This window comes from Paramaledivibacter caminithermalis DSM 15212 (assembly GCF_900142245.1).
GTDB classification, from domain to species: domain Bacteria; phylum Bacillota; class Clostridia; order Peptostreptococcales; family Caminicellaceae; genus Paramaledivibacter; species Paramaledivibacter caminithermalis.
The window spans coordinates 1-21,333 of record NZ_FRAG01000032.1 but is presented as its reverse complement, the minus strand read 5'-3'; the positions used below and the strand labels follow the sequence as shown (position 1 = coordinate 21,333).

25 protein-coding genes are annotated in these 21,333 nt (G+C 28.9%); 18 read left to right on the top strand and 7 right to left on the bottom strand.

Annotation, left to right across the window (positions count from 1 at the left end; genetic code table 11):
- Window positions 1–9 precede the first annotated feature (9 nt).
- From BUB36_RS12140 to BUB36_RS12125, 4 genes are all read left to right on the top strand, one after another.
- On the top strand, window positions 10–1,119 hold the full coding sequence (locus BUB36_RS12140) for an ATP-NAD kinase family protein (protein ID WP_073150542.1): 1,110 nt from the start codon (window positions 10–12) through the stop codon (window positions 1,117–1,119).
- Between the two features lie 283 nt (window positions 1,120–1,402).
- A complete protein-coding gene (locus tag BUB36_RS20000; RefSeq protein ID WP_207550811.1) occupies window positions 1,403–1,540 on the top strand; it encodes a hypothetical protein in 138 nt (45 codons plus the stop codon).
- Between the two features lie 338 nt (window positions 1,541–1,878).
- Complete coding sequence (locus BUB36_RS12130) at window positions 1,879–2,070, top strand: hypothetical protein (protein WP_073150539.1); 192 nt, start codon at window positions 1,879–1,881, stop codon at window positions 2,068–2,070.
- Window positions 2,071–2,354: 284 nt separating this feature from the next.
- Entirely contained in the window at window positions 2,355–2,873 is a 519-nt protein-coding gene (locus BUB36_RS12125; RefSeq protein WP_073150535.1) for a hypothetical protein, read from the top strand.
- A gap of 18 nt (window positions 2,874–2,891) precedes the next feature.
- On the opposite strand, the gene BUB36_RS19735 is transcribed toward BUB36_RS12125, so the two are convergent.
- On the bottom strand, window positions 2,892–3,062 hold the full coding sequence (locus tag BUB36_RS19735) for a hypothetical protein (protein WP_165613082.1): 171 nt from the start codon (window positions 3,060–3,062) through the stop codon (window positions 2,892–2,894).
- A gap of 127 nt (window positions 3,063–3,189) precedes the next feature.
- Here BUB36_RS19735 and BUB36_RS12120 point away from each other — a divergent pair, with 127 nt between their 5' ends.
- The 8 genes from BUB36_RS12120 to rsmI all read left to right on the top strand — a co-directional run bounded on the left by BUB36_RS12120 (window position 3,190) and on the right by rsmI (window position 10,015).
- Window positions 3,190–4,632, top strand: coding sequence for an aminotransferase class I/II-fold pyridoxal phosphate-dependent enzyme (locus BUB36_RS12120; protein WP_073150532.1), 1,443 nt, complete (start codon window positions 3,190–3,192; stop codon window positions 4,630–4,632).
- 13 nt (window positions 4,633–4,645) lie between these two features.
- Entirely contained in the window at window positions 4,646–5,269 is a 624-nt protein-coding gene (gene tmk, locus BUB36_RS12115) for a dTMP kinase (protein WP_084112011.1), read from the top strand.
- A gap of 21 nt (window positions 5,270–5,290) precedes the next feature.
- Window positions 5,291–5,617 (top strand): cyclic-di-AMP receptor, encoded by a 327-nt coding sequence (locus tag BUB36_RS12110; RefSeq protein ID WP_073150526.1) that lies wholly within the window; start codon window positions 5,291–5,293, stop codon window positions 5,615–5,617.
- A 26-nt stretch (window positions 5,618–5,643) separates the two neighbouring features.
- Window positions 5,644–6,621 carry a DNA polymerase III subunit delta' gene (gene holB / locus BUB36_RS12105; protein ID WP_073150524.1) on the top strand — a complete coding sequence of 326 codons (978 nt, stop codon included), beginning with the start codon at window positions 5,644–5,646 and terminating at the stop codon, window positions 6,619–6,621.
- Between the two features lie 6 nt (window positions 6,622–6,627).
- On the top strand, window positions 6,628–7,530 hold the full coding sequence (locus BUB36_RS12100) for a PSP1 domain-containing protein (protein WP_073150521.1): 903 nt from the start codon (window positions 6,628–6,630) through the stop codon (window positions 7,528–7,530).
- Window positions 7,531–7,768: 238 nt separating this feature from the next.
- Window positions 7,769–7,942 (top strand): DUF362 domain-containing protein, encoded by a 174-nt coding sequence (locus BUB36_RS12095; protein WP_073150518.1) that lies wholly within the window; start codon window positions 7,769–7,771, stop codon window positions 7,940–7,942.
- A 447-nt stretch (window positions 7,943–8,389) separates the two neighbouring features.
- A complete protein-coding gene (locus BUB36_RS12090; RefSeq protein WP_073150515.1) occupies window positions 8,390–9,148 on the top strand; it encodes a tRNA1(Val) (adenine(37)-N6)-methyltransferase in 759 nt (252 codons plus the stop codon).
- A 30-nt stretch (window positions 9,149–9,178) separates the two neighbouring features.
- A complete protein-coding gene (rsmI, locus tag BUB36_RS12085) occupies window positions 9,179–10,015 on the top strand; it encodes a 16S rRNA (cytidine(1402)-2'-O)-methyltransferase (RefSeq protein ID WP_073150512.1) in 837 nt (278 codons plus the stop codon).
- A 161-nt stretch (window positions 10,016–10,176) separates the two neighbouring features.
- Here rsmI and BUB36_RS12080 read toward each other — a convergent pair whose 3' ends face one another.
- Complete coding sequence (locus BUB36_RS12080) at window positions 10,177–10,422, bottom strand: AbrB/MazE/SpoVT family DNA-binding domain-containing protein (protein ID WP_073150509.1); 246 nt, start codon at window positions 10,420–10,422, stop codon at window positions 10,177–10,179.
- Between the two features lie 743 nt (window positions 10,423–11,165).
- Between BUB36_RS12080 and BUB36_RS12075 the strand changes: the two genes are divergently transcribed.
- Window positions 11,166–12,596, top strand: coding sequence for an HD domain-containing protein (locus BUB36_RS12075; protein ID WP_106406510.1), 1,431 nt, complete (start codon window positions 11,166–11,168; stop codon window positions 12,594–12,596).
- A gap of 229 nt (window positions 12,597–12,825) precedes the next feature.
- Here the strand turns inward: BUB36_RS12075 and BUB36_RS12070 are convergent, their stop codons facing one another.
- A complete protein-coding gene (locus BUB36_RS12070; protein ID WP_073150503.1) occupies window positions 12,826–13,998 on the bottom strand; it encodes an MFS transporter in 1,173 nt (390 codons plus the stop codon).
- 400 nt (window positions 13,999–14,398) lie between these two features.
- Between BUB36_RS12070 and BUB36_RS12065 the strand changes: the two genes are divergently transcribed.
- The gene (locus tag BUB36_RS12065) at window positions 14,399–15,268 is read left to right on the top strand and encodes an HAD family hydrolase (RefSeq protein WP_073150500.1); all 870 of its coding nucleotides are present in this window, start codon (window positions 14,399–14,401) and stop codon (window positions 15,266–15,268) included.
- A 126-nt stretch (window positions 15,269–15,394) separates the two neighbouring features.
- A complete protein-coding gene (locus tag BUB36_RS12060) occupies window positions 15,395–16,210 on the top strand; it encodes a MerR family transcriptional regulator (RefSeq protein ID WP_073150497.1) in 816 nt (271 codons plus the stop codon).
- Window positions 16,211–16,320: 110 nt separating this feature from the next.
- On the opposite strand, the gene BUB36_RS12055 is transcribed toward BUB36_RS12060, so the two are convergent.
- The 3 genes from BUB36_RS12055 to BUB36_RS12045 all read right to left on the bottom strand — a co-directional run bounded on the left by BUB36_RS12055 (window position 16,321) and on the right by BUB36_RS12045 (window position 18,115).
- Window positions 16,321–17,076: a thermonuclease family protein gene (locus tag BUB36_RS12055; RefSeq protein ID WP_073150494.1), complete on the bottom strand. Its 756-nt coding sequence runs from the start codon at window positions 17,074–17,076 to the stop codon at window positions 16,321–16,323.
- 178 nt (window positions 17,077–17,254) lie between these two features.
- Window positions 17,255–17,656, bottom strand: a complete 402-nt coding sequence (locus tag BUB36_RS12050) for a DUF948 domain-containing protein (RefSeq protein WP_073150492.1) — start codon at window positions 17,654–17,656, stop codon at window positions 17,255–17,257.
- A gap of 114 nt (window positions 17,657–17,770) precedes the next feature.
- Window positions 17,771–18,115 (bottom strand): YtxH domain-containing protein, encoded by a 345-nt coding sequence (locus tag BUB36_RS12045; RefSeq protein ID WP_073150489.1) that lies wholly within the window; start codon window positions 18,113–18,115, stop codon window positions 17,771–17,773.
- Window positions 18,116–18,336: 221 nt separating this feature from the next.
- Here BUB36_RS12045 and BUB36_RS12040 point away from each other — a divergent pair, with 221 nt between their 5' ends.
- Entirely contained in the window at window positions 18,337–18,843 is a 507-nt protein-coding gene (locus BUB36_RS12040) for a flavin reductase family protein (RefSeq protein WP_073150486.1), read from the top strand.
- A 310-nt stretch (window positions 18,844–19,153) separates the two neighbouring features.
- Here BUB36_RS12040 and BUB36_RS12035 read toward each other — a convergent pair whose 3' ends face one another.
- Complete coding sequence (locus BUB36_RS12035) at window positions 19,154–19,621, bottom strand: YxiG family protein (protein WP_073150484.1); 468 nt, start codon at window positions 19,619–19,621, stop codon at window positions 19,154–19,156.
- A 173-nt stretch (window positions 19,622–19,794) separates the two neighbouring features.
- Here BUB36_RS12035 and BUB36_RS12030 point away from each other — a divergent pair, with 173 nt between their 5' ends.
- Window positions 19,795–20,367, top strand: a complete 573-nt coding sequence (locus BUB36_RS12030) for a nucleoside recognition domain-containing protein (protein ID WP_073150481.1) — start codon at window positions 19,795–19,797, stop codon at window positions 20,365–20,367.
- A 4-nt stretch (window positions 20,368–20,371) separates the two neighbouring features.
- Entirely contained in the window at window positions 20,372–20,905 is a 534-nt protein-coding gene (locus BUB36_RS12025) for a spore maturation protein (protein ID WP_073150478.1), read from the top strand.
- The last annotated feature ends 428 nt before the right edge of the window (window positions 20,906–21,333 follow it).

The window sequence follows — 21,333 nt, the reverse complement described above, 5'->3', positions numbered from 1 at the left end:
ATGATAAAAGTGAAAAAATTAGGGTTGATTGTAAACCCTATTGCTGGAATGGGTGGAAGAGTAGGTTTAAAGGGTACTGATGGCGTAGTTAAGAGAGCATTAGAACTTGGTGCCCTTCCTAGGGCTCCTCAAAGAGCTAAAAAAGCTCTTGAAGTCCTTAAAGAAATAAGTAATGAAATAGAGATAGTTACTTATTCTGGCGATATGGGAGAAAGAGAAGCAAAGGAATGTGGTTTTAAAACAAAGATAATTACTGCTGTAGAAAATGAATTTACAACTTCACAAGATACTATTAATGCTGCAAGAAAAATGCTAGAGGAAAGGGTAGATTTGATTCTCTTTGCAGGAGGGGATGGAACAGCTAGGGATATTTATAATGCAGTTAAAGAGGAGATGGTTGTACTAGGTATACCAGCAGGAGTAAAAATTCACTCCCCTGTTTATGCTCAAAGTCCTTTGAGGGCTGGTAAGCTAGCAAAACAATATCTTCAGGGAAAAGTAAAATTAATAAAAGAGGTAGAGGTTTTAGATATCGATGAAAGGGCTTATAGGAATGGAAATGTAAAAACAAGGCTATATGGATATTTAAATATACCTTTTGAGAAAAGGTATGTGCAAAATCGCAAGGCAGGTACGCCTTTAAGTGAAAAAGCAGCGCAGAATGCTATTTCATTAGATATTATTGATAATATGATAGAAGATACACTATATATAATTGGGCCGGGTTCCACTACAAGACCTATTATGCAAAACTTAAATCTTCCATATACACTTTTAGGTGTAGATTTAATATATAATAAGCAAATTGTTGGATTAGATGTTACGGAAAAGGAACTATTAAAACATATTTCTGATAAGCCCAGCAAATTAATAATAACTCCCATAGGGGGTCAAGGTTACTTATTTGGAAGGGGCAATCAACAGATTAGTCCAGAGGTTATTAAGCAGGTAGGAAAAGATAATATTATTGTTATTGCAACAAAAGAAAAAATCAGCAATTTACAAGGGAAACCTTTTCTTGTAGATACAGGAGATATAAAAATAGATGAAATGTTAAATGGATATATAAGAGTGATTACAGGTTATAAAGAACAAATGATTTATCCAATAAAAACATAGAGGCTTATTATAGGTGTTAGTTTATAAAAGAATATAGAAAAAGAGGACAGATTTCTTTAGAGTAGTTTATGTATCAAACAAGCTATTTTAAAGAATTGTCCTCATAAAACAATCAAAGCTATATATATCATTTACAGTTATTTGACATATAAAAATCCCTTCAACTACATAAGTCGATGATTTTATACCATGGCACTGTTTCGTTCTCTTTTATATAGGTATTGCTAATGCTGTATATCCTCTTCATAATTTTGTACCCTTTGATATTATCAAATTAAATTTCATGGCTTATATTGCTGTAGTCTCAATATTAATTTTAACTGTAACTGGTTTAGATAGATTTATACCATTATTTGGATTACCTTCAGAGCCTAATGTAAGATTAAAGAAAAGAGCAAATATACCAAAAGAATATGCATAATAAACGTCATAGCATAAAAATCACCTTAGTTTTATTTATTAAACCAAGGTGATTTTTATGCTATTTTGCAAAGAAAAGTCTAACTTAAATTTGGGGCTTTAAGTTTTTTTATTTTTGAAATTTTCAAATAATTATGTCGAATACATATAGTAGGATTAATTTCTATTAATAACTATATAATGTGTTTTTGATTAATAGCTTTTACATAGATAGACAAGAATACAGCAAATAGGACAAAAGAACTAATATTTTGATGAAGGAGATTAAAAAGAAATATAGAACAAATAATAATTAAAGGTAAAATAAATAACAAATATATTAAAGGGCATGGTGAAATTATGGCTATTTTAAAAACATCTTTTAGGTTAGTATTATTAATATTATTATGTATACCAATTGCTTACTTCGAGTTTTATATATTAAAAAATGCATTGAATGATGTAATAAATCATAGTAAAAAAAATTCTTCTAAAGTAAATAATGCAAAAGCCAATTACTATAATAAAGAATATCTAAAGGTTGCCAAATAATCTACATCATTAATTTTATGTAGATTATTTTTTTCTTATCTAAGAATGTTTTTTCTATCACTTAAAAAAATGACCCTAAAAACTTACAACTGCAAACATAGAACTTGTAATTAATAAAGGATACAATTAAACACAAGATAGTTAAAACTCCCTAGATTGTTGTAATTATTAAGGATTAATGATAATATGTTATTAATAGTTATACTTCAAAGAAAAATAGGAGTAAAAATGAGGGGCTTTATGTTCTAAATTTTTACTACAAAATTAAGTAGGGAGTTTTTGTTATGTCACCAATACTTAAACAAACCGTAAAAAATAAAGGTGTTAGTTTTTGGAAAATATTAGTTATGATTGTTGTTACTGTTATAATAATGAATATAGCTATTGATTTTTTTAGCAGATATGGAGCATCATATGGAAGTATAGCAGCATTAATATCACTTTTTTTATGTACCATAGTTTGTGGATATATATTGTATAAAAATTTAGCTTTCTATAACTATAGAATAATAGAAGATGAGCTAATGGTAGAAAGGGTTATCGGAAAATCAAACCATGTATTTTTTCATATAAAACCCGATGATGTAATTAGTTTAAAGCCATATGATGAAACAGATAAAAATGATAAAGATATAAAGGAGCATAAATTTGTAATAAATAATGATAAAAAAAATTGGTACTCCATTGAATTTTTAAAGGAAGATAATGTATACAGGCTTATATTTGAGCCAAATGAAGCTTTTTTAACAGCATTAAAGCGCAATTTTAAAGAAACTCAAAATAATAAGGTTATTAGCTCTTAAGCTAATAACCTTGAGTTGTTATTGAACTATTAAATCTTCACTATCAGACTTCTTTTTGAACTCCTCCCTGATCATCATTATATCTTCTTCAGTTACATTGAGTAAATAAGCAATTTCTGTATCACTTTTATAGGAAGAATATGTATGAACAAAATCTTTTAAAGTAGTTATAGGAGTATAGCCTTTCATTTACACCCTCCTTTAAGATATAATTAATATTATAGACAAAAATATAAAAACTCATATTAAAATTATTCCCAAATAATAAAAAAAATTTCAAATATTCATGAAACATTTTAGAAGGAAGGGGTAGTTTTTGAAAAAACCTGTTATTGTTAATGAATTAAAAAAGCTTTCAAAACGAAATATGGTTTCATTTCATGTTCCTGGACATAAAAGCGGAAAAATATTTGAAAGATATAATTTATCCAATTTTCATAATATAGGTAAATTTGATATTACAGAAATACCTGGAGCAGATAATTTGTATGCACCAGAAGGAATGATAAAGGAAGCACAAGAAAGAGCTAAAGAATTCTATGGAGGAGACTATACATTTTTCTTAATTAATGGTACAACCTGTGGTGTTATTTCTATGATAATGGCTGCTACAAATCCTGGAGACAAAATAATAGTATCGAGGGATTGTCATAAAGCTATTATAAGTGGAATGATACTTGGAGGAGTTATGCCTATTTACATTAAGCCTAAAATATGTTATGAGCTATTTTTAAGCATGGCTATTACTCCTAAAACTATTGAAAGAGCAATAAAAGAGAATCCAGATGCCAAGGCAGTTGTTATAACATATCCTAATTATTATGGTGTATGTAGTGATATAGAAAAAATAGCGGAGATAGTCCATAAATATGATAAAGTTCTTCTTGTAGATGAAGCCCATGGAGCTCATCTTAAATTGAGTGAAAATCTTCCTATATCAGCTTTGGATGCAGGAGCAGATATAGTTGTCCATAGTACCCATAAGACATTACCTTCCTTTACGCAAAGCTCTATGCTCCATGTAAAGGGTAAGAGGATAGATATCGATAAGCTTAAGACTATGCTGTCATTAACCCAAAGCAGTAGTCCATCCTATCTACTTATGTTATCTTTAGATATGGCGATGACAGTAGCGACTGGGGAAGGAAAATATCTAATGGAAAAGCTCATAGATAATATTGAAGACTTTAGAAAAGAGATAAATAAAATAGAAGGACTTAATATCTTTTCTAAAGAAATCAAAGGAAAATATGGTGTAAAAGATATAGATATAACTAAGATTACTATAAATATGAAGGAAATAGGTATTGATGGCATTAAGCTTGAAGAAATTCTAAGAAAAAAATATAATATTCAGGTTGAAATGGCTGATATGTATAATATATTAGCAGTTTCATCCATAGCAAATGATAGGAATGATTTTAATAGGTTTGCCAGAGCTCTTGAAGGGATATATAATGATAAAAGGGTTCCCCATAAAAAGAGTGAACTTCCAGAATTTAGTTTTGCGATACCCAAAATGGAGGTTTTGCTTAGAGAAGCCACATATAGGAAGAAAAAAAGTATACCATTTAGTAAAAGTAGTGGAAAAATCAGCGGAGAATATATAATACCGTATCCACCAGGTATTCCCTTAATATGTCCTGGTGAAGTAATCAGTCAAGAAATTATTGAATATGTGCAGATACTTAAAAATATTGGAATAAATATAATTGGAACTTGTGATGAATCTATAAATACGATAAACGTTATAAAATAGAAAGAGGGATATTATGGAGGGAATATTCATAACCTTCGAAGGGCCAGATGGATCAGGCAAGACGACTCAAATTAAGCTATTAGAAAAGTATTTTAAGAAAAAGGGTTATGATATATTAGTTACTAGGGAGCCTGGAGGAACAGATATAAGCGAACAGATTCGAAATATAATATTAGATAAAAAGAATATAGAAATGCATAAAATAACAGAAGCCTTACTTTATGCAGCTTCCAGAGCTCAGCATGTGGCGCAAATTATAAAACCAGCACTTTTAGAAGGTAAAGTTATCATATGTGATAGATTTGTGGATTCTAGTCTAGTATATCAGGGTATAGGTAGAGAATTGGGAATAGAATTTATTAAAAGAATTAATGATATGGCTACAGAAGGCACTGAGCCTGATATAACCTTTCTTATGAAGATTTCGCCGCAGTTTGGTTTAAAAAGAAAATTTTCTACAGATGAATGTAACCGATTAGACATGGAAAAAATCGAATTCCATAATAGGGTTTATGAAGGCTATCTTAGACTTGAAGATTTATATCCAGAAAGAATAATAGGAATAGATGCGGTTAAATCAATTGAGGAAATACATGGGGATATTACTAGGATTATTGATGAAAAGATAAAATTATGATTTATAAAAGGGGGAAGATTAATGAAGCTTGTTATTGCTATTGTTCATGATGAAGATTCTCATCAATTAATAGAAAAGCTTACTGAAGCAGATTTTAGTGTGACTAAGCTAGCTTCTACAGGAGGATTTCTAAAGTCGGGAAATACTACGCTTTTAATAGGAGTTCAAAAGGAAAAAGTTAGTGAGGTAATAAAAATTATAAAAAAAGTTTGTAAAACAAGAAAGCAAATTACAACAACAACTCCAATGATAGGAGATAATTCTAACTATATACCTATACCTATTGAGGTAATTGTTGGAGGAGCTACAATATTTGTTGTTGATATAGAAAGGTTTGAGAAAATATAAGAAGTGATTAGAAAGGATTGTAAGCTTTGGGATTTGAAAAAATTATAGGGCATGATAGAATAATAAATTTTCTTAAAACTGCAATAAAAGGAGATAAGCTTGCCCACGCATATATTTTTGAAGGTCAAAAGGGAGTTGGAAAAACACTAACGGCAGTAGAATTTGCCAAGGCTATAAACTGCAAAAACGATAACTTAGGATGTGAAGAATGTTCTTCTTGTGTTAAAATAAATAATAATAATCATCCAGACATAAATATAATTCAACCTGATGGGAATAGTATAAAAAACAAACAAATTGAAGAGTTTCAAAACGATATTCTCTTAAAACCCTATGAAAGTAATAAGAAAATATTTATAATAGAGGATTCCCATACTATGACTATAAGTGCTCAGAATAGACTTTTGAAGATATTAGAAGAGCCTCCAGGGTATTGTATAATTATTCTTGTTGCTCAAAATTCTAATAGTTTACTTCCTACCATAAGGTCTAGAAGTCAAACAATTAAATTTAATAGGATATCTAAAATATTAATAGAAGATTATCTTAAAAGAAATTATAATATTAAGGATGAGAATTTATTAATATTTTCAGGGTTTTCCGATGGTTCAATAGGAAAAGCAATAAATTTATATGAATCAGAAGAGTTTAAAAATAGAAGAAATACTACTTTAGATATAATAGATGAAGTTATTAGAGGAGATAAATTAAAGCTTTTAGATTATGTAGATTTTTTTATAAAGAATAAAGATTACATTGATGAAATATTGGATTTATTCAGTATTTGGTTTAGAGACTTGCTATTACTTTCACAAACAAGAGAAGATAAGTACCTATTAAATATAGATAAAATAGATATCCTAAGAATTCATATGAATAGGTTATCATGTAAAAAACTTGGAAGGACCATAGATATTATAGAAGAAACTAAAAAGAATATAGATGCAAATCTGAATTTTGGTTTATGCATTGAGACTATGCTCTTAAATTTACAGGAGGTATAATTTATTATGGTAAGGGTTATAGGAGTAAGATTTAAAAAAGCAGGAAAAATATATTATTTTGATCCTGATAACATAGATGTACGAAAAGATCAAAATGTAATTGTAGAAACAGCTAGAGGTGTAGAATTTGGAGAAGTTGTGGTAGGTTCCAAGGATATAACAGAAGAAGAAATCGTTTCTCCCCTTAAAAAGGTTCTAAGAATTGCTACATTAGAAGATGAGATTATAAACAAAGAAAATAAAGAAAAAGAAAAAAAAGCATTTGAAATATGCTTAGAAAAAATTGAAGAGCATGGTCTTGAAATGAAACTTATTGATGTAGAATATACATTTGATAATAATAAAGTTATATTTTACTTTACTGCAGATGGTAGAGTAGATTTTAGAGAGCTTGTTAAGGATTTAGCTTCTATATTTAGAACAAGGATAGAGTTAAGGCAAATAGGTGTTAGAGATGAAGCAAAAATGATAGGAGGAATGGGTCCATGTGGAGTTAGTTTATGTTGTTCAACGTGGCTCGGTGAGTTTGAGCCTGTTTCTATAAAAATGGCTAAGGAACAAAATCTATCCCTCAATCCTACAAAAATATCAGGAATATGCGGTAGATTAATGTGCTGCTTAAGATATGAGCATGAGAGCTATACACATTTAAGAAAAGGGCTTCCAAATCAAGGAGAAAAAATAATTACTTCAGAAGGTCCTGCAATTGTTATTGATAACAATGTTTTGCTTGAATCCGTTAAAGTAAGGTTAATAATTAGTGAAGATGAAGATAATCAAGTATTAGAATTAAGTGATGATATATATATATTCCATAAAAATGAAATAGAAAGAATTGATAAGGATAAAATCGAAGAACATGAAGAAAATACTGACGATATAGATAATATAGATGACTTGTATGAATAGAGTATGAAAATAAAAGCTGACAAATTGTATAATATAAAAAAATACAAAAATATACAATATAATAGACATTATTAAGAAAGTTACTTGCATAGTGTATTTTTAAATTTAAAGTATTAATTATAAAGTCTTTACTTAAATTCCTATACAAATTTTTCAGATAATAAAAAGTATAATAAGTGGACATAATCTATTACGAAAGCAAATAAATTATATACTATTTTCGGAGGTGAAATAAACTATGGCATATTTTATTAACGACAATTGTATTAGCTGTGGTGCATGTGAACCAGAATGCCCCGTTGATGTAATTAGTGCTGGAGATGATAAATATGTTATTGATGCATCTGGATGTATTGATTGTGGCGCTTGTGCCAATGTGTGTCCTGTAGATGCTCCACATCCTCAAGAATAAAGATGAGAAAGACCCTAATATAGGGTCTTTTTTCTAGGAGCTGATAAAATTGATATACCTTTTAAAGCAACTTATAAATAACTTAGGATATATTATAGTAATAGCTTTTTTATATTAAAATTTAAAACCTTTTGTTTATAAAAAGAGTAAAGGGAAGTGATTTTAATTAAATGTATAATTGTAGATGATGAATATCAATCTAGGGAAGAACTTAAATATTTCATAAAAAACTATAGTGATATTGAAACAGTTAAATAGTTTGATGTTTCACTGGATACCCTTAAGTTTCTTGCAAACATATATAACAAAATTGGAAATCTATATTAAAAAACATTGTAAAAATTAATAAAAAAGCCGAAAATAATAAAGGGGAATCAAAGAAAGATGTAAAAATAAAAGAAGAAATGAGATAAGAGTAATCTCAATGTTAATAAAGGAGCAATAGCAATGGATAAATCTTTACTAAAAGAAAATGAGAGAATAGATGATTTGCAGTGTAAAGGTCTTAAAATAATCCAAAATTCTAAGGGTTTTTGTTTTGGTATAGATGCAGTACTTCTTAGCAATTTTTGTGAAATAAAGAAAAATGCCAAGATTGTTGACTTAGGAACGGGTACAGGAATAGTACCTATACTTATAGCTGGCAAAAGTACTGCTGAGAAAATTTATGGAATAGAGATTCAAAAAGAAGTTGCTGATATGGCGAGGAGAAGTATAAAGCTTAATAATTTAGAAGAAAGAATAGAAATAATAAATGAAGATATTAAAAATATAGAAGGATTAATAGAAGTGAATTCAATAGACGTAGTAGTATCTAATCCACCATATATGGAACCCCATGGGGGTTTAAAAAACCCAGAGGATTTAAAGGCTATTTCAAGACATGAAATAAAATGCACATTGGAGGATATTATAAAAATTACAAGCAGGCTATTAAAGCATAATGGGTATTTCTATTTAGTACATAGACCACATAGATTGGTAGATATCATGTTTTTATGTAGGAAATATAAGCTTGAACCAAAAAAACTCAGATTTGTGCATCCAAATAAAAATAAGAAACCAAATCTTATATTACTAAAGTGTATTAAGGCTGCAAAGCCCGAGTTAAAGTTTCTAAATCCGCTATACGTTTATGGTGAAGATGGAAGTTACACTGATGAAATTTATGAGATATATGGAAAAGAGAGCATTAACAGCTATTAGCGTCTTATCAAATAAAGGAGTAAAAGAGATATGGAGAATGGAAAACTGTATGTTTGTGCAACACCAATAGGAAACCTAGAGGATATTACCATAAGGGTTTTAAATACTTTAAAGAATGTAGATTTAATAGCAGCTGAAGATACCAGACATACTATAAAGTTGTTAAATCATTATAAGATTAACAAGCCTCTTACAAGTTATCATGAACATAATAGGATTAAGAAGGGGCTACAGCTAATAGAAAAGCTTAAGAAGGGTTATAAAATAGCATTAGTTAGTGACGCTGGCATGCCAGGTATTTCTGACCCTGGAGAAGATATAATAAGGCTTTGTATTGAAAATCATATAGAAATAGAGGTGTTACCTGGAGCAAGTGCAGTATTAACAGCTTTAGTAGCTTCTGGTTTATCTACAGATAAATTTAGTTTCGAAGGTTTCCTAGGTAGAAATAAGAAAAAGAGGCGTGAAAGATTAGAAAAGATAAAAGCAGATGACAGAACCCTTGTTTTTTATGAATCACCCCATAGGCTGATAAATACTTTAAATGATATGAACGAAATATTAAATGATAGACAAATGGTAATAGCTAGGGAACTTACAAAAAAGTATGAGGAAATCATAAGGGGAAAAATTTCTGATATTATTAATCATTTTAAAGATAATCCCCCAAAGGGAGAATTTGTTCTTTTGATTGAAGGTAGTAACATAGATGAATCTAAAGAAATAAGTTTTGAGGACTTTTCTATAGAGGACCATATAGTGTTATATATGAATAAGGGGTTATCTAAAAAAGAAGCAATAAAGAAAGTGGCCAAGGAAAGAAATATACCTAAGAAAGAAGTATATAGATATGGTATAGAAATATAAATTAAGTTTTACTATTGGAAGTCTCTATATTACAGGAAAATGTTAAACTTGTACAGAATCATATAATATTAGAGGGAAAAATAACAAGCTAAAAGTCAAAATAAGATTTATAATTTATTATAAAAAAAGAGAATGCTTGTGTATAATCACAAGCACTCATCTTATTTTGATTCTTTTAGTTCTACTATACAATCTGGACAAATATTTTTACCTTTGTAGTAAATATTGTCCTTAGCTTGTCCACAAAATATACAAGCAGGTTCATACTTCTTTAAAATGATTTGTGAACCGTCGACAAAAATTTCTAGTGCATCCTTTTCACAAATGTTAAAAGTTTTTCTTAATTCTTTAGGTATAACAATTCTTCCAAGTTCGTCTACCTTTCTAACTATTCCTGTAGATTTCATCAAATTTATCCTCCTTTAGACATTGTTCGACATATTTCTCACCTTAAATAATACCAGAACTACCAATAAAAGTCAACCCTTTTAATAAAATTTATTACTAAATAACAAAAAATTTTTAATAACAATTGATAAAAAACTGCAGACTATATGAATTATTAGTATTTACAAGCTTTAGAAGCTTTTATTATTTATCTAATTATTTTACAATTGATCATATAAAATTGACTTTTAGGTATTGTAGATATATTCATGGCTAAAGATTGACATGAGTATTCAAAAAGTTTAAGATTAAAGAAAGTTATAGTTTGTGTTTTAATAATAAAGAAAAATGTATAAGAATTATAATTAAAAGTATATGAATATTTATTTTCTACAATTATATTTTTTCCAATTATTTAGAAACTTAAACATTTTTACAAAAAAATTACATAGTTAAAATAGAATGCTAGAAAGGAAATTGCAACTATTACCAGTAAAATTTTAGAATTAGGAATTAAGTTTTTTTAGATCAAAAGAATGACCTTAAAACTTGGAACCTAGAACATGGAATTTGCAACTAAAAAGTGTCGTCAGATGCCTTTATACATGTATAATTAATTTTTATTATATAAATCCTATATAAAAATTTAAATAAAGACTTTAATTTATACATGTCCAAAATGCCCAAAAACATTGCATATTTGTACGTGTATAAATTAAGTTTTACTATGTAAATTCTATATACATGATTGGGAGTGAATATATTGATTTTCACTAACGAATATATTAAACAGATAAGTAAGTTAACTAAAAAGGATATATATATAGCAGGCGGTGCTGTTAGAGATTATTTTATAAATAAGGAGATTATAAATTTTGATGTAGTGACTTTAGAAGATACGATACACATGGCTAAAAGCTTTGCAGATATAAAAAAAGGTACCCTTATAACCTTGGATAAAGAAAGGGGAATATCAAGGGTAGTCTTAAATAAAGATCATGATAAAAAAGTTATAATAGATTTTTGTAAAATGAAGGGAAAGGATATATATTATGACTTATCCCAAAGAGATTTTACAATAAATGCTTTAGCAGTGAAGGTTGAAGATGGAAAAATTGATTTTCAAAGGGTGATTGATCCTTATGGAGGATTAGGTGATATAAAAAAAGGTACAATTAATGGAGTGAGTGAAAACGTTTTCAGAAAAGATCCTATAAGGCTTCTAAGAGCCATTAGATTTATGGCTGAATTAAACTTTGATATAAGTGATGACACTTTAGAGCATATAAAGAAAAACAGCTATAGAATAAAAGAAATCTCAGGAGAAAGAATAAGTAGTGAGCTTTTTAATATATTAGCAATGAAAAGATCGTATTATTACTTTAATTTTATGGATAAACAAGTCAATATATTAGATAAGATCTTTCCTGAAATAGAACCAATGAAAGAAGTTGGTAAATGTAAATATCATGTTGTAGATTCATGGACCCATTCTTTACACACAATGAGAACAGTTGAAAAGATTATCTATGCGGATGGTTATTTTGAAAATCATCTCAGAAAGGCCTATGAAGAACATACAGGTCAAATTATGGCCAATGGACATACTAGAATTCAACTTATAAAGCTTGCAGCTTTATTTCATGATATAGGTAAACCAAAGGCTAGATGGGTAGATAATACTGGCAGGGTTAGATTCAGAGGACATGAAATAGTTGGGGAAGAGATTATGGTAGATATTTGTGATAGGCTGAGGCTAAGTGAGATAGAAAAAACATTCTTGTGTAAGATAGTTAAAGAGCATATGTGGCCTCTTACACTTTATAAAACAAATGATGTAAGCGGAAGAGCTTTATATGATTTATTTAAAAACTTTGGAGAAATTACCTTAGATATTATACTCATAGGACTTGCAGATATTATATCTACACGACAGCTTTTAAAGCCCCATGAAGAAATGGGTATGTACAAGGTACATGCAGAATATCTTGCTAATAATTACCTAACAAGATTTAAAAGACTTGAAGACATATCTGATATCATAAATGGAAATGATATATTAGAAAAATTCCAGATAGAGGATAAAACAACTATTGTTAATATCATAGATTCTGTTAAAAAGGCCATATTTTTTGGAAAAATCCCATTAGAAAGAGAAAGAATATTGAAATATATAGAAGAATGTTTAGTGTAGCCATAAAGTGTCTTTTGACGATTTGCTCTTGCTAAGGAATTCAAACTTTTTTGCAAGAAATTGCATAGCTAAAACAAAGTAAAATAGAGGTCTAGAAGGAAAATTGAAACTATTACCAGTAAAATATTAGTGCAAATTGTTTTCTTTTAAAACTTATTAGAAAGACCCTAGTACTTGCAATCTAGAACTTGCAACTCAAAACGCACCCTACGGGCACCTTTGTTCTTGTCTACAACCTTTTTTTCAATATATAGAGTGAGTAGCTTAGATGATATCTAATACTTAAGATTAATGCTGCTGCACATAGTATGGTCAGTAAAAACAATAAATTTCTTATTCCTATACTATCTGCTAAATATCCTGACAGATTTAGAGAGACTAATGCACTCAGTCCCCCAGATATTGCCATAGCTATGGATTGTGAAGAGGTTTTTAGATTATCTGGGCTTACTTCATCTATCAAGTATTTAGAGATAAATATCAGGATACTAAACGAAAGCATTTGTAGAATAGATAATAATATTATAAAAACCACGCTATTACTAAAGGCAGTTAATAAGGTTCTTATTAAAAAAAATGCTGATGAAACAATTAACAATTGTGAAGGTTTAAATTTATACATTAATTTGTTGGCACTTAAAAGTATTGGGACTTCACTAAGGGCAGCTACAAGCAAAAAAACTCCGATATGGGCCTTTGTGCCTCCAAAATCCTCTATTAAGATCACAGAAAACATTCCAATAACATGAAAGGACATATATAATATAAAAAAGATAATAAGCAAATGGATATATTTTTTATTTCTCATTAGTAGCTTTAGATTAGAAACAGTTATACTTGGACCATCTTTTTTATGGTTCTCATGCTTTGCGTCCTTAGTATTATATGTTATTACTAGAAAAAGCGATGTAAAGAAGATATATAGAATACCTACTATACTCCAGCCAAAGCTATCTATTATTTTTCCAATTATTAATGTTGAAATTCCCCATCCAACAGAACCGAAAGCCCTTATGGGACCAAAATTTTTTTTAAGTGTATTATTACTTTCAAGGGTCCAACTATCCAATAAAACCATAACTGAAGACTGAAAAAAACCTATAATTAAAATAAGAATTCCTCTATGAATTGTATGGTTCGCTTTAAAAAAGAAAAAAATTGAAGTAGCTAGGAAAAGCATCCAAAAAAAGTGGACTTTTTTTATTGTGCTTTTTAAGTCACATATATATCCACTTATAGATTGACCTAGAACACCTGAAAAATATAGTAATGACATGAAGAAGCCTACTTGTGTATTACTATAATTTAAGTTGTTTAAATAAGAAACAACAAAGCCAGAAAATATTGCAATATTAAAATAGAAAAAGAAGTACATTGTTTTAAAACGTTTTATATTTGACATTGTTTTTCAAATCCTTTCTATAAATATTCCAGTAAAACAGTTAGTTTACACACATCAAAACTCCTTAAGAACTCTGGATATTTTGATATGTGTAAATTAAGTTTTATTATTAGAAAACCTATATAGATAAATAATACTAAAATTTATTGAATGTAAAAACTTTTTTATCTTTATAGAATATTAATATATGATTTATTTTAAATACCCATAATTAATTCTCCACTAGTAATAATATATTAAGTTATTATAAAAGACAATGTATTAAATTTACCCCTTGTTTTAGCAAATAAATTTTTGGGAGGCTAAAACTCCTACGATAGAAACTGGCATGGTGTATTAAATTTATAATCTATTATAGAAATGATATAATGAAAGCAAAATAAAAATATTGGGAGATATTATGGAAAAAATCTACATTAGTGATTTGGATTGGACATTGCTTAGAAATGATGCTACTCTTTCAAATTACTCAAGAACAAATTTAAATAAGCTAATTAATGATGGAATTAATTTCACTGTGGCAAGTGCAAGAAGCATTTATTCTATTCAGAGAATATTAAAAGGGCTTACATTAAGGCTACCTGTTATAGAATCTAATGGTGCATATATTTCTGATTTTAAAACAGGAGAACATCTCATAATAAATCATATAGATGCTGAACTATGCTTTGATTTGTTATTTTTAATGGCTAAGTATAATTGTATTCCATACGTATCAGCATTTGATGGAGAAAAAAATAATTTATATTACACAGAAACAAATAACTATGGAATGCAGTGGTATCTCAATGATAGAATCAAGATAAAGGATAATAGATTGAGTAGGATAAATGATTTTAGAGAAGTGTTAAATGAATACGTTGTTTGTTTTACAGTTATTAATGAGCTGAAAAGATTAATGGAGTTAGAAGAAGAATTAAAGAATAAATATTTTAATATGCTTGAAATTCATATAATGGAAAATAAATATTCACCAGGATGGTATTGGTTATCAATACAAGACAAAAACGCTACTAAGGCTAGAGCAATAAAAACATTAATGAAGGAAGTAGGTCTTGAAAAATATGAAATAAATGTATTTGGTGATGAAATAAATGATATCAAGATGTTTGCAATGGCAGATAAGGCAGTAGCAGTAAAAAATGCTAAAGATGAGCTTAAAAAATATGCTCAGGAAATAATAGGTGAAAATCAAGAGGATAGTGTAGTCAAATATATATTAAATGATGTATATGGAGAAAAAATACAATTACGTGGGAAAATATCTTAGGGACTGTTATTTTGGTCCTTAATTTTTTTGAAAAAATTTGAAATTATTATTGACCTTACTATTATGGGAAGGCTTATAATGGAGTTGAACTAGTTCGTAAAGAAAGTATCGATACGGGAGGTAACTATGTATACCATTGGTGAATTTTCTCAGATTGGAAAGGTATCTACAAAAATGCTTAGGCATTATGACAAAATAGGATTACTTAAACCAGAATATATCAATCCTGAAAATAGATATAGATTTTATTCTAAAAATCAGATAAAGGATATTCTATTAATCAATAGATTAAAGACATATCGATTTTCATTGGATGAGATAGGTAAAATTTTACAAAAGGATGATTTAAGTTATCTTAAAGGGAAAATAGAACAAAAAATTTTAGAGTTGACACAAGAAATAAGAAGCAGTCAATACCTTTTAATAGAAATGAAAGACGAGATTGAGTTATTAGAGAAGGGAGAGGATATAATGGCTTCAAATAGAAAATTTAATATTACTATAGATACAATGAAACCATTTACAGTTCTTAGCATAAGAGAGACAATATCTATGGATAATATATGCAGTCTTATAGGAAAGGTTTTTGAAAATATTCATAGACACGGACTTGCTCCAGCTGGCGAATGTATGACAATATATTATGATAAAGATTTTGATCATGATAACGCAGATGTAGAGGTTTGTGTTCCAGTAAATTGTGAATATAAGACTAAGGATATTAGTACGAGAACAATTGATGGAGGAACCTATGCTCATACCACATTTATAGGACCATATAGTGAAATAGGAGAGGGCTATGCAGCCATTTTAGATTGGATCAAGGAAAATAGCTATGAAGTTATAAGACCTCCATATGAAAGGTATATAAAAGGTCCAGGTGCTAAATGCAGCCCTAAGGATTTTGTTACAGAAATATATTTCCCAATCACAAAAAAATAGAAACAATAGAAGTGTTACTAGGTAATGTACCTAGTAACACTTTTAAATACTCTAAAGAATGACCCAATCACTTGAAACATGGAACTTGTAATCACAAAGGCGCCTTTGTACTATTTAAACTTCCAAAGACCTTTATTATTTTTCCTAGCTTCTCTTTCAAGTTCAATAAAAATCCTTTGATATTTTACATTGGGTTGTATAGTCATGACACTGCCATAGCCTTCCTTAATTAAAATAGCATTAAACATATCCTTTTCTAAATTACCCTTAGAAGGATCAGTAAGCCATACATATCTTAACAGACGACCGTACTTATCCTTATCTCCAACATCCTTTTCTAGATAAACGATCTTACCCATTAAGGAAGTTTTAGTAAAGTTACTGGCTTCCTTACCATAGGGCTGGGGTTTATTTTTATATCTTCCAGCACTTTCTGGTGTATTGACACCGATCAATCTTACTTTTTCCTCTATACCATTTAAAAGAATTTCAATGGTATCTCCATCAATTACCCTTTTAACAATAGCTCTTTCGTAATCCGAATCACCTAAATTATTCCATATGGCATTATTGATTTCTTTTACAAGATCGATGGCACGTTCTTTAATTTTTATTAATTCTTCCTTTGTAATAATATTGCGTATTTTATATGCTAAATCAGAAATATCTTTTTTAAATTCTTCTCTATCTTCTTCAGGAAAATGCTTGTCTATACTATATTTGATTTTTAATGAAGCTTCCATTATTTTATTAAAAAACTCTGATGAAATGATATTATTAAGTGGCGAAGATTCTTCTTCCATAAAATTTGGCAAAAATAAAAAAAGCAATAGTGCGATGATTATAAATACAGATATTTTTTTCATTTTATCCTCCCACAAGCAGTCTAAAGCTATGAAGTCATATATTGATAAATAAAATATAGGGTTTAATTTACCTTTTAAATTATCTATAGTATACCAAACATTTGTGTCCAATTAAAGATAATAAAAAAAGAGAAACCTTATTATTAAGGAATCTCTTTATTGGTTATTTTTAAGAAGATTAAACCACTCTTCTTTTTTTAGGAAATGTATTTTCCCAGAAATTTTTAGCAAATATAGCTAGTTGTATAATAGAGGTTATACCTGTTATTATACTGTCGGTATTATCTAGTGACTTTGCAGCAGCACCGCTTTTTTCAGTTATAGTATCTACTGTATCCCTAACTGCCTTTACATCATGGGAAACCTCTCCAGTTATTTCATCAATATTTTTAGCTATGGAAGGCATTTCCTTAAGGGTTTCTTCAATGTTTTCTTTGTTATTTGATAATATATCTCTTACTTCTTTCAACGTATCATTAAATTTTTTAAGAACCAATATTAAATAACAAATCAGAACTAATAAGGCTGCCCATAATAAAATTAGCCCTAAATCACTTAAGGTAATAGCTATATTATCCATAAGATCACTCCATTATTATTTATCTTTTGAAATCATACTAATTTTACAATATACAATTCTACAAACATTAGGAGTTTTCCTTCTTTTTATGTTTGTTTTCTATAAAGTATTTTACTAAGCATCTTCTTCTGCATCTTCATTAGCCTGTATTTGATTTTCATCTTTTTCTTTTTTAAATATTTCTTTAGTTTCGCAAATCTCTTTTTTTAACCATTCGATTGATTGAGCGATTTCATTATTAATTTTGTCCTTGACTTCAAGCAAATCACTTTCAATATTATCTTTAATATCCAAAGCATTTTTTTGGAGCTTTTTACGAGTATTTTCTCCTGAGTCAGGAGCAGCCAATATACCTGCTAATCCTCCAACAAGGGCCCCAAGAAAAGCTCCTATAGTTATACCATTGGCAAAGCCTTTTTTTCGGGCTTTTAACTCTCTTTTTCTTATAAACTCAAACATATAAGGCACCTCCCTAAAACAAAAATCATATAAATTTAACTTAACTCACCAAGCCAGTTCCTCTGAAGAGAGTTTTAATAATACTATGATTACTATTAAAATATATGCACATTTCTCAAAAATAGTAGTTTTTGTCATAAATTTGTGAGTATTTTCATCTGGGTTATAGAGTTTTAAATGTGTATAATAATATTAGATAAAATATAATTGGAGGTGCTTTTATGTTTAAAGACATAGATTATAATGAAATGTCAAAGGAAATGATAGAACAGTTGAAAAAAGGAGCCTTTCTTACTGTAAAGGGAAAAGATGAATTGAATACCATGACTATAGGATGGGGAAGCATAGGTTATATTTGGAATAAACCTATATTTACAGCTTTAGTGCGATATTCTAGATATACATATGAGCTTCTTGAAAAAACAGATGAATTCACTGTTAGTGTACCTATTTCCAAAGATATGAAGAAAGAATTGGCTATATGTGGTACAAAATCAAAGAGAGAAATTGATAAATTTAAAGAATGTAATTTAACTGCTGAGAAGGGTAAGATAGTAGACACCCCAATAATTGGCGAATGTGATCTCCATTATGAATGCAAGATTGTTTACAAACAAGCAATGGAACCAGGTATGATAGATAAGAATATAAAAGAAGCTAAATACTCAGATAATGATTTCCATGTACTTTATTATGGCGAGATAGTAGCAAGCTATATTAAAGAGTAATGGTTAACAGGATACATGAAAAAGAACAAATGCGCCCTCTGGGTGCATTTTAGTTGCAAGTTCCATGTTCCAAGTTGCAAGTACTAGGGTCTTTCTAATAGGTTTTAACGAACTCGTTTAGCTTGCGCTGAACATTGAGGCTTCAGATGGAGAGTTTACTTCATCTGAAGCAAAAAGTGGAGGTCTTATAAATTTACATAAAATAATAGGTTAAGATTTTTTCTTTAAAACTAATCAGGGAAACCCTGATACTTGGAACCTGGAACTTAGAACTTGCAACTAAAAACGTGTCGTCAGACACTGTTTTTCGCTAATTGCTGGGATACCCAACTCTAAAGTTCTTATCATTTATCCTTATGCTTCTGGCTTCAATAAAAATAGAGGAATCAATTAGTTCTAATGCAAAATTTGGTAAAGAAATATCCCTTTCCGTTATTTCATCATCAGAATTATTCAAGCTAGTAAATTCACCTATTCCATTTTCATAATAGCCTATGGAATTAAGCTTGGTATAGTCGAAGCAAGATTTTATTTTTAAATCATCCTGCTTATTTATAAAATAAAAAGAAAAAACCTCTTCAAAAACTATTTTTACTTTATCATTAGGATCACTATTAGTTTTTATGTCTATGACAATTTTTTCCCTTGGAACATTTATATCAAATCTCTCAATAGTACTTTGCTTTAAGCTGTTTAAAAGTGGTTTAAGTCTTGTTTTTAACAAGTTATCACGTCCTTTTGCTTTAAAGTATATGATTTTATTAATATCTATCCCCATATATTTGTATCATAACAGCATATATAATTCAATAGTAAAATAATGTATTGTATAAAACTCTTTGCATAATATTTAATAGCCTTTAAACATATAATTCTATAGAAGCAAGTCACTAAAAAGCTTTAAAAATTATAAAAAAGCACCATTGAACGCCTTTATTATGGAGGTAAATAATGATAAATATTATTTGGTTTTTTATGATTGTCATAGGGATAATTTTCAGTATTATAAATTGCAAATTAGATACGATAAATCAAGTAGTTCTAAAAAACACAGGAGAAGCAGTAGCCTTTGCAATAGGTTTAACTGGAATTATGGCTACTTGGATTGGACTTATGAAAATAGCAGAAAAATCTGGACTTATAAGAAGCATTGGTAAAATACTTAGTCCCATATTAAGATTTATTTTTTCCGATATACCTAAAGACCATCTTGCAAATACGGCGATTATAATGAATGTTGTAGCCAATATGTTTGGAGCAGGAAATTCTGCTACCGCTTTAGGACTAAAAGCCATGGAAGAATTACAGACCCTTAATGATAAAAAGGATACTGCGACCAATGCTATGGCCATGTTTTTAGTAATTAATATGTCATCTGTACAGTTAATCCCCCTTACAGTATTAAAGATAAGATCAGATGCTGGGTCTTTAAATCCAACAGAAATAATATCAACAACCCTTATAGCAACTACTGTATCTACTATAGTAGGAATTACAGCCTGTAAGCTAATGGAAAGGAAGTAGGCATATGTATAAAATATTAAATATTGTTTCAATAACAGCTATTCCTTTTATGATAACTATAATACTAGTCCATGGATATATAAAGGGTGTTAAACTTTATGACACTTTTGTAGAAGGGGCTTCAGATGGATTTAAAACAGCCATTAAAATAATGCCCTATCTTATAGCAATATTTTTAGCAATAGGAATATTCAAAGAATCTGGAGCTTTAGATGTGTTTTCCAGAATATTAACTATTCCAGGAAGATTGATGGGTCTTCCTAAGGAAATAATACCATTAATTGTTATAAAACCTATATCGGGCAGTGGATCATTAGCCATGGTAAAAGACTTAGTATATACCTATGGACCAGATTCTCTTATAGGAAGGATTGCTTCAACTATGATGGGTTCATCGGAAACGATATTTTATACTATGGCAATATACTTTGGAGCAATAGGAATAAAAAAATCAAGACATACTTTAAGTTGCGCTCTTATAGCTCATATAGCAGGTGTTATTGCTTCAGCAGTAGCATGTAGGATAATTTTTACATAGGAGAATAATAACTATCTAATCAAAAAAATAAAGTAGATGATTTATATTTCATTTGAGTGTTTTTTATAACACATAAGAAATTATAAACCTATCAAAAAAATATATATAAACCTGAATTATTCATAACTCAATGAATTATGATGAAAATTAATGTTAAAAGGTAAAATCTTATATCTGAAGTTCTGGTTTCATTAACAATAGAACCAAAGATTATAATTTTAATAAGATACCAACTCAAAATCTTATGTTGTAACCTAAAAAAGAGCAGACTAATCCCTTGGTTATTGCTTTAAGGTTTTCAAATTTGATTTTATAAATTATGCAAAAGTAATATTATCAATGTTTTTCATAATTATTTGAAATTTGTCTTTATAAGGATAACTACTACTCATTCTAAAAGTAGTCTTTCTTCCAGATTTAATATATCT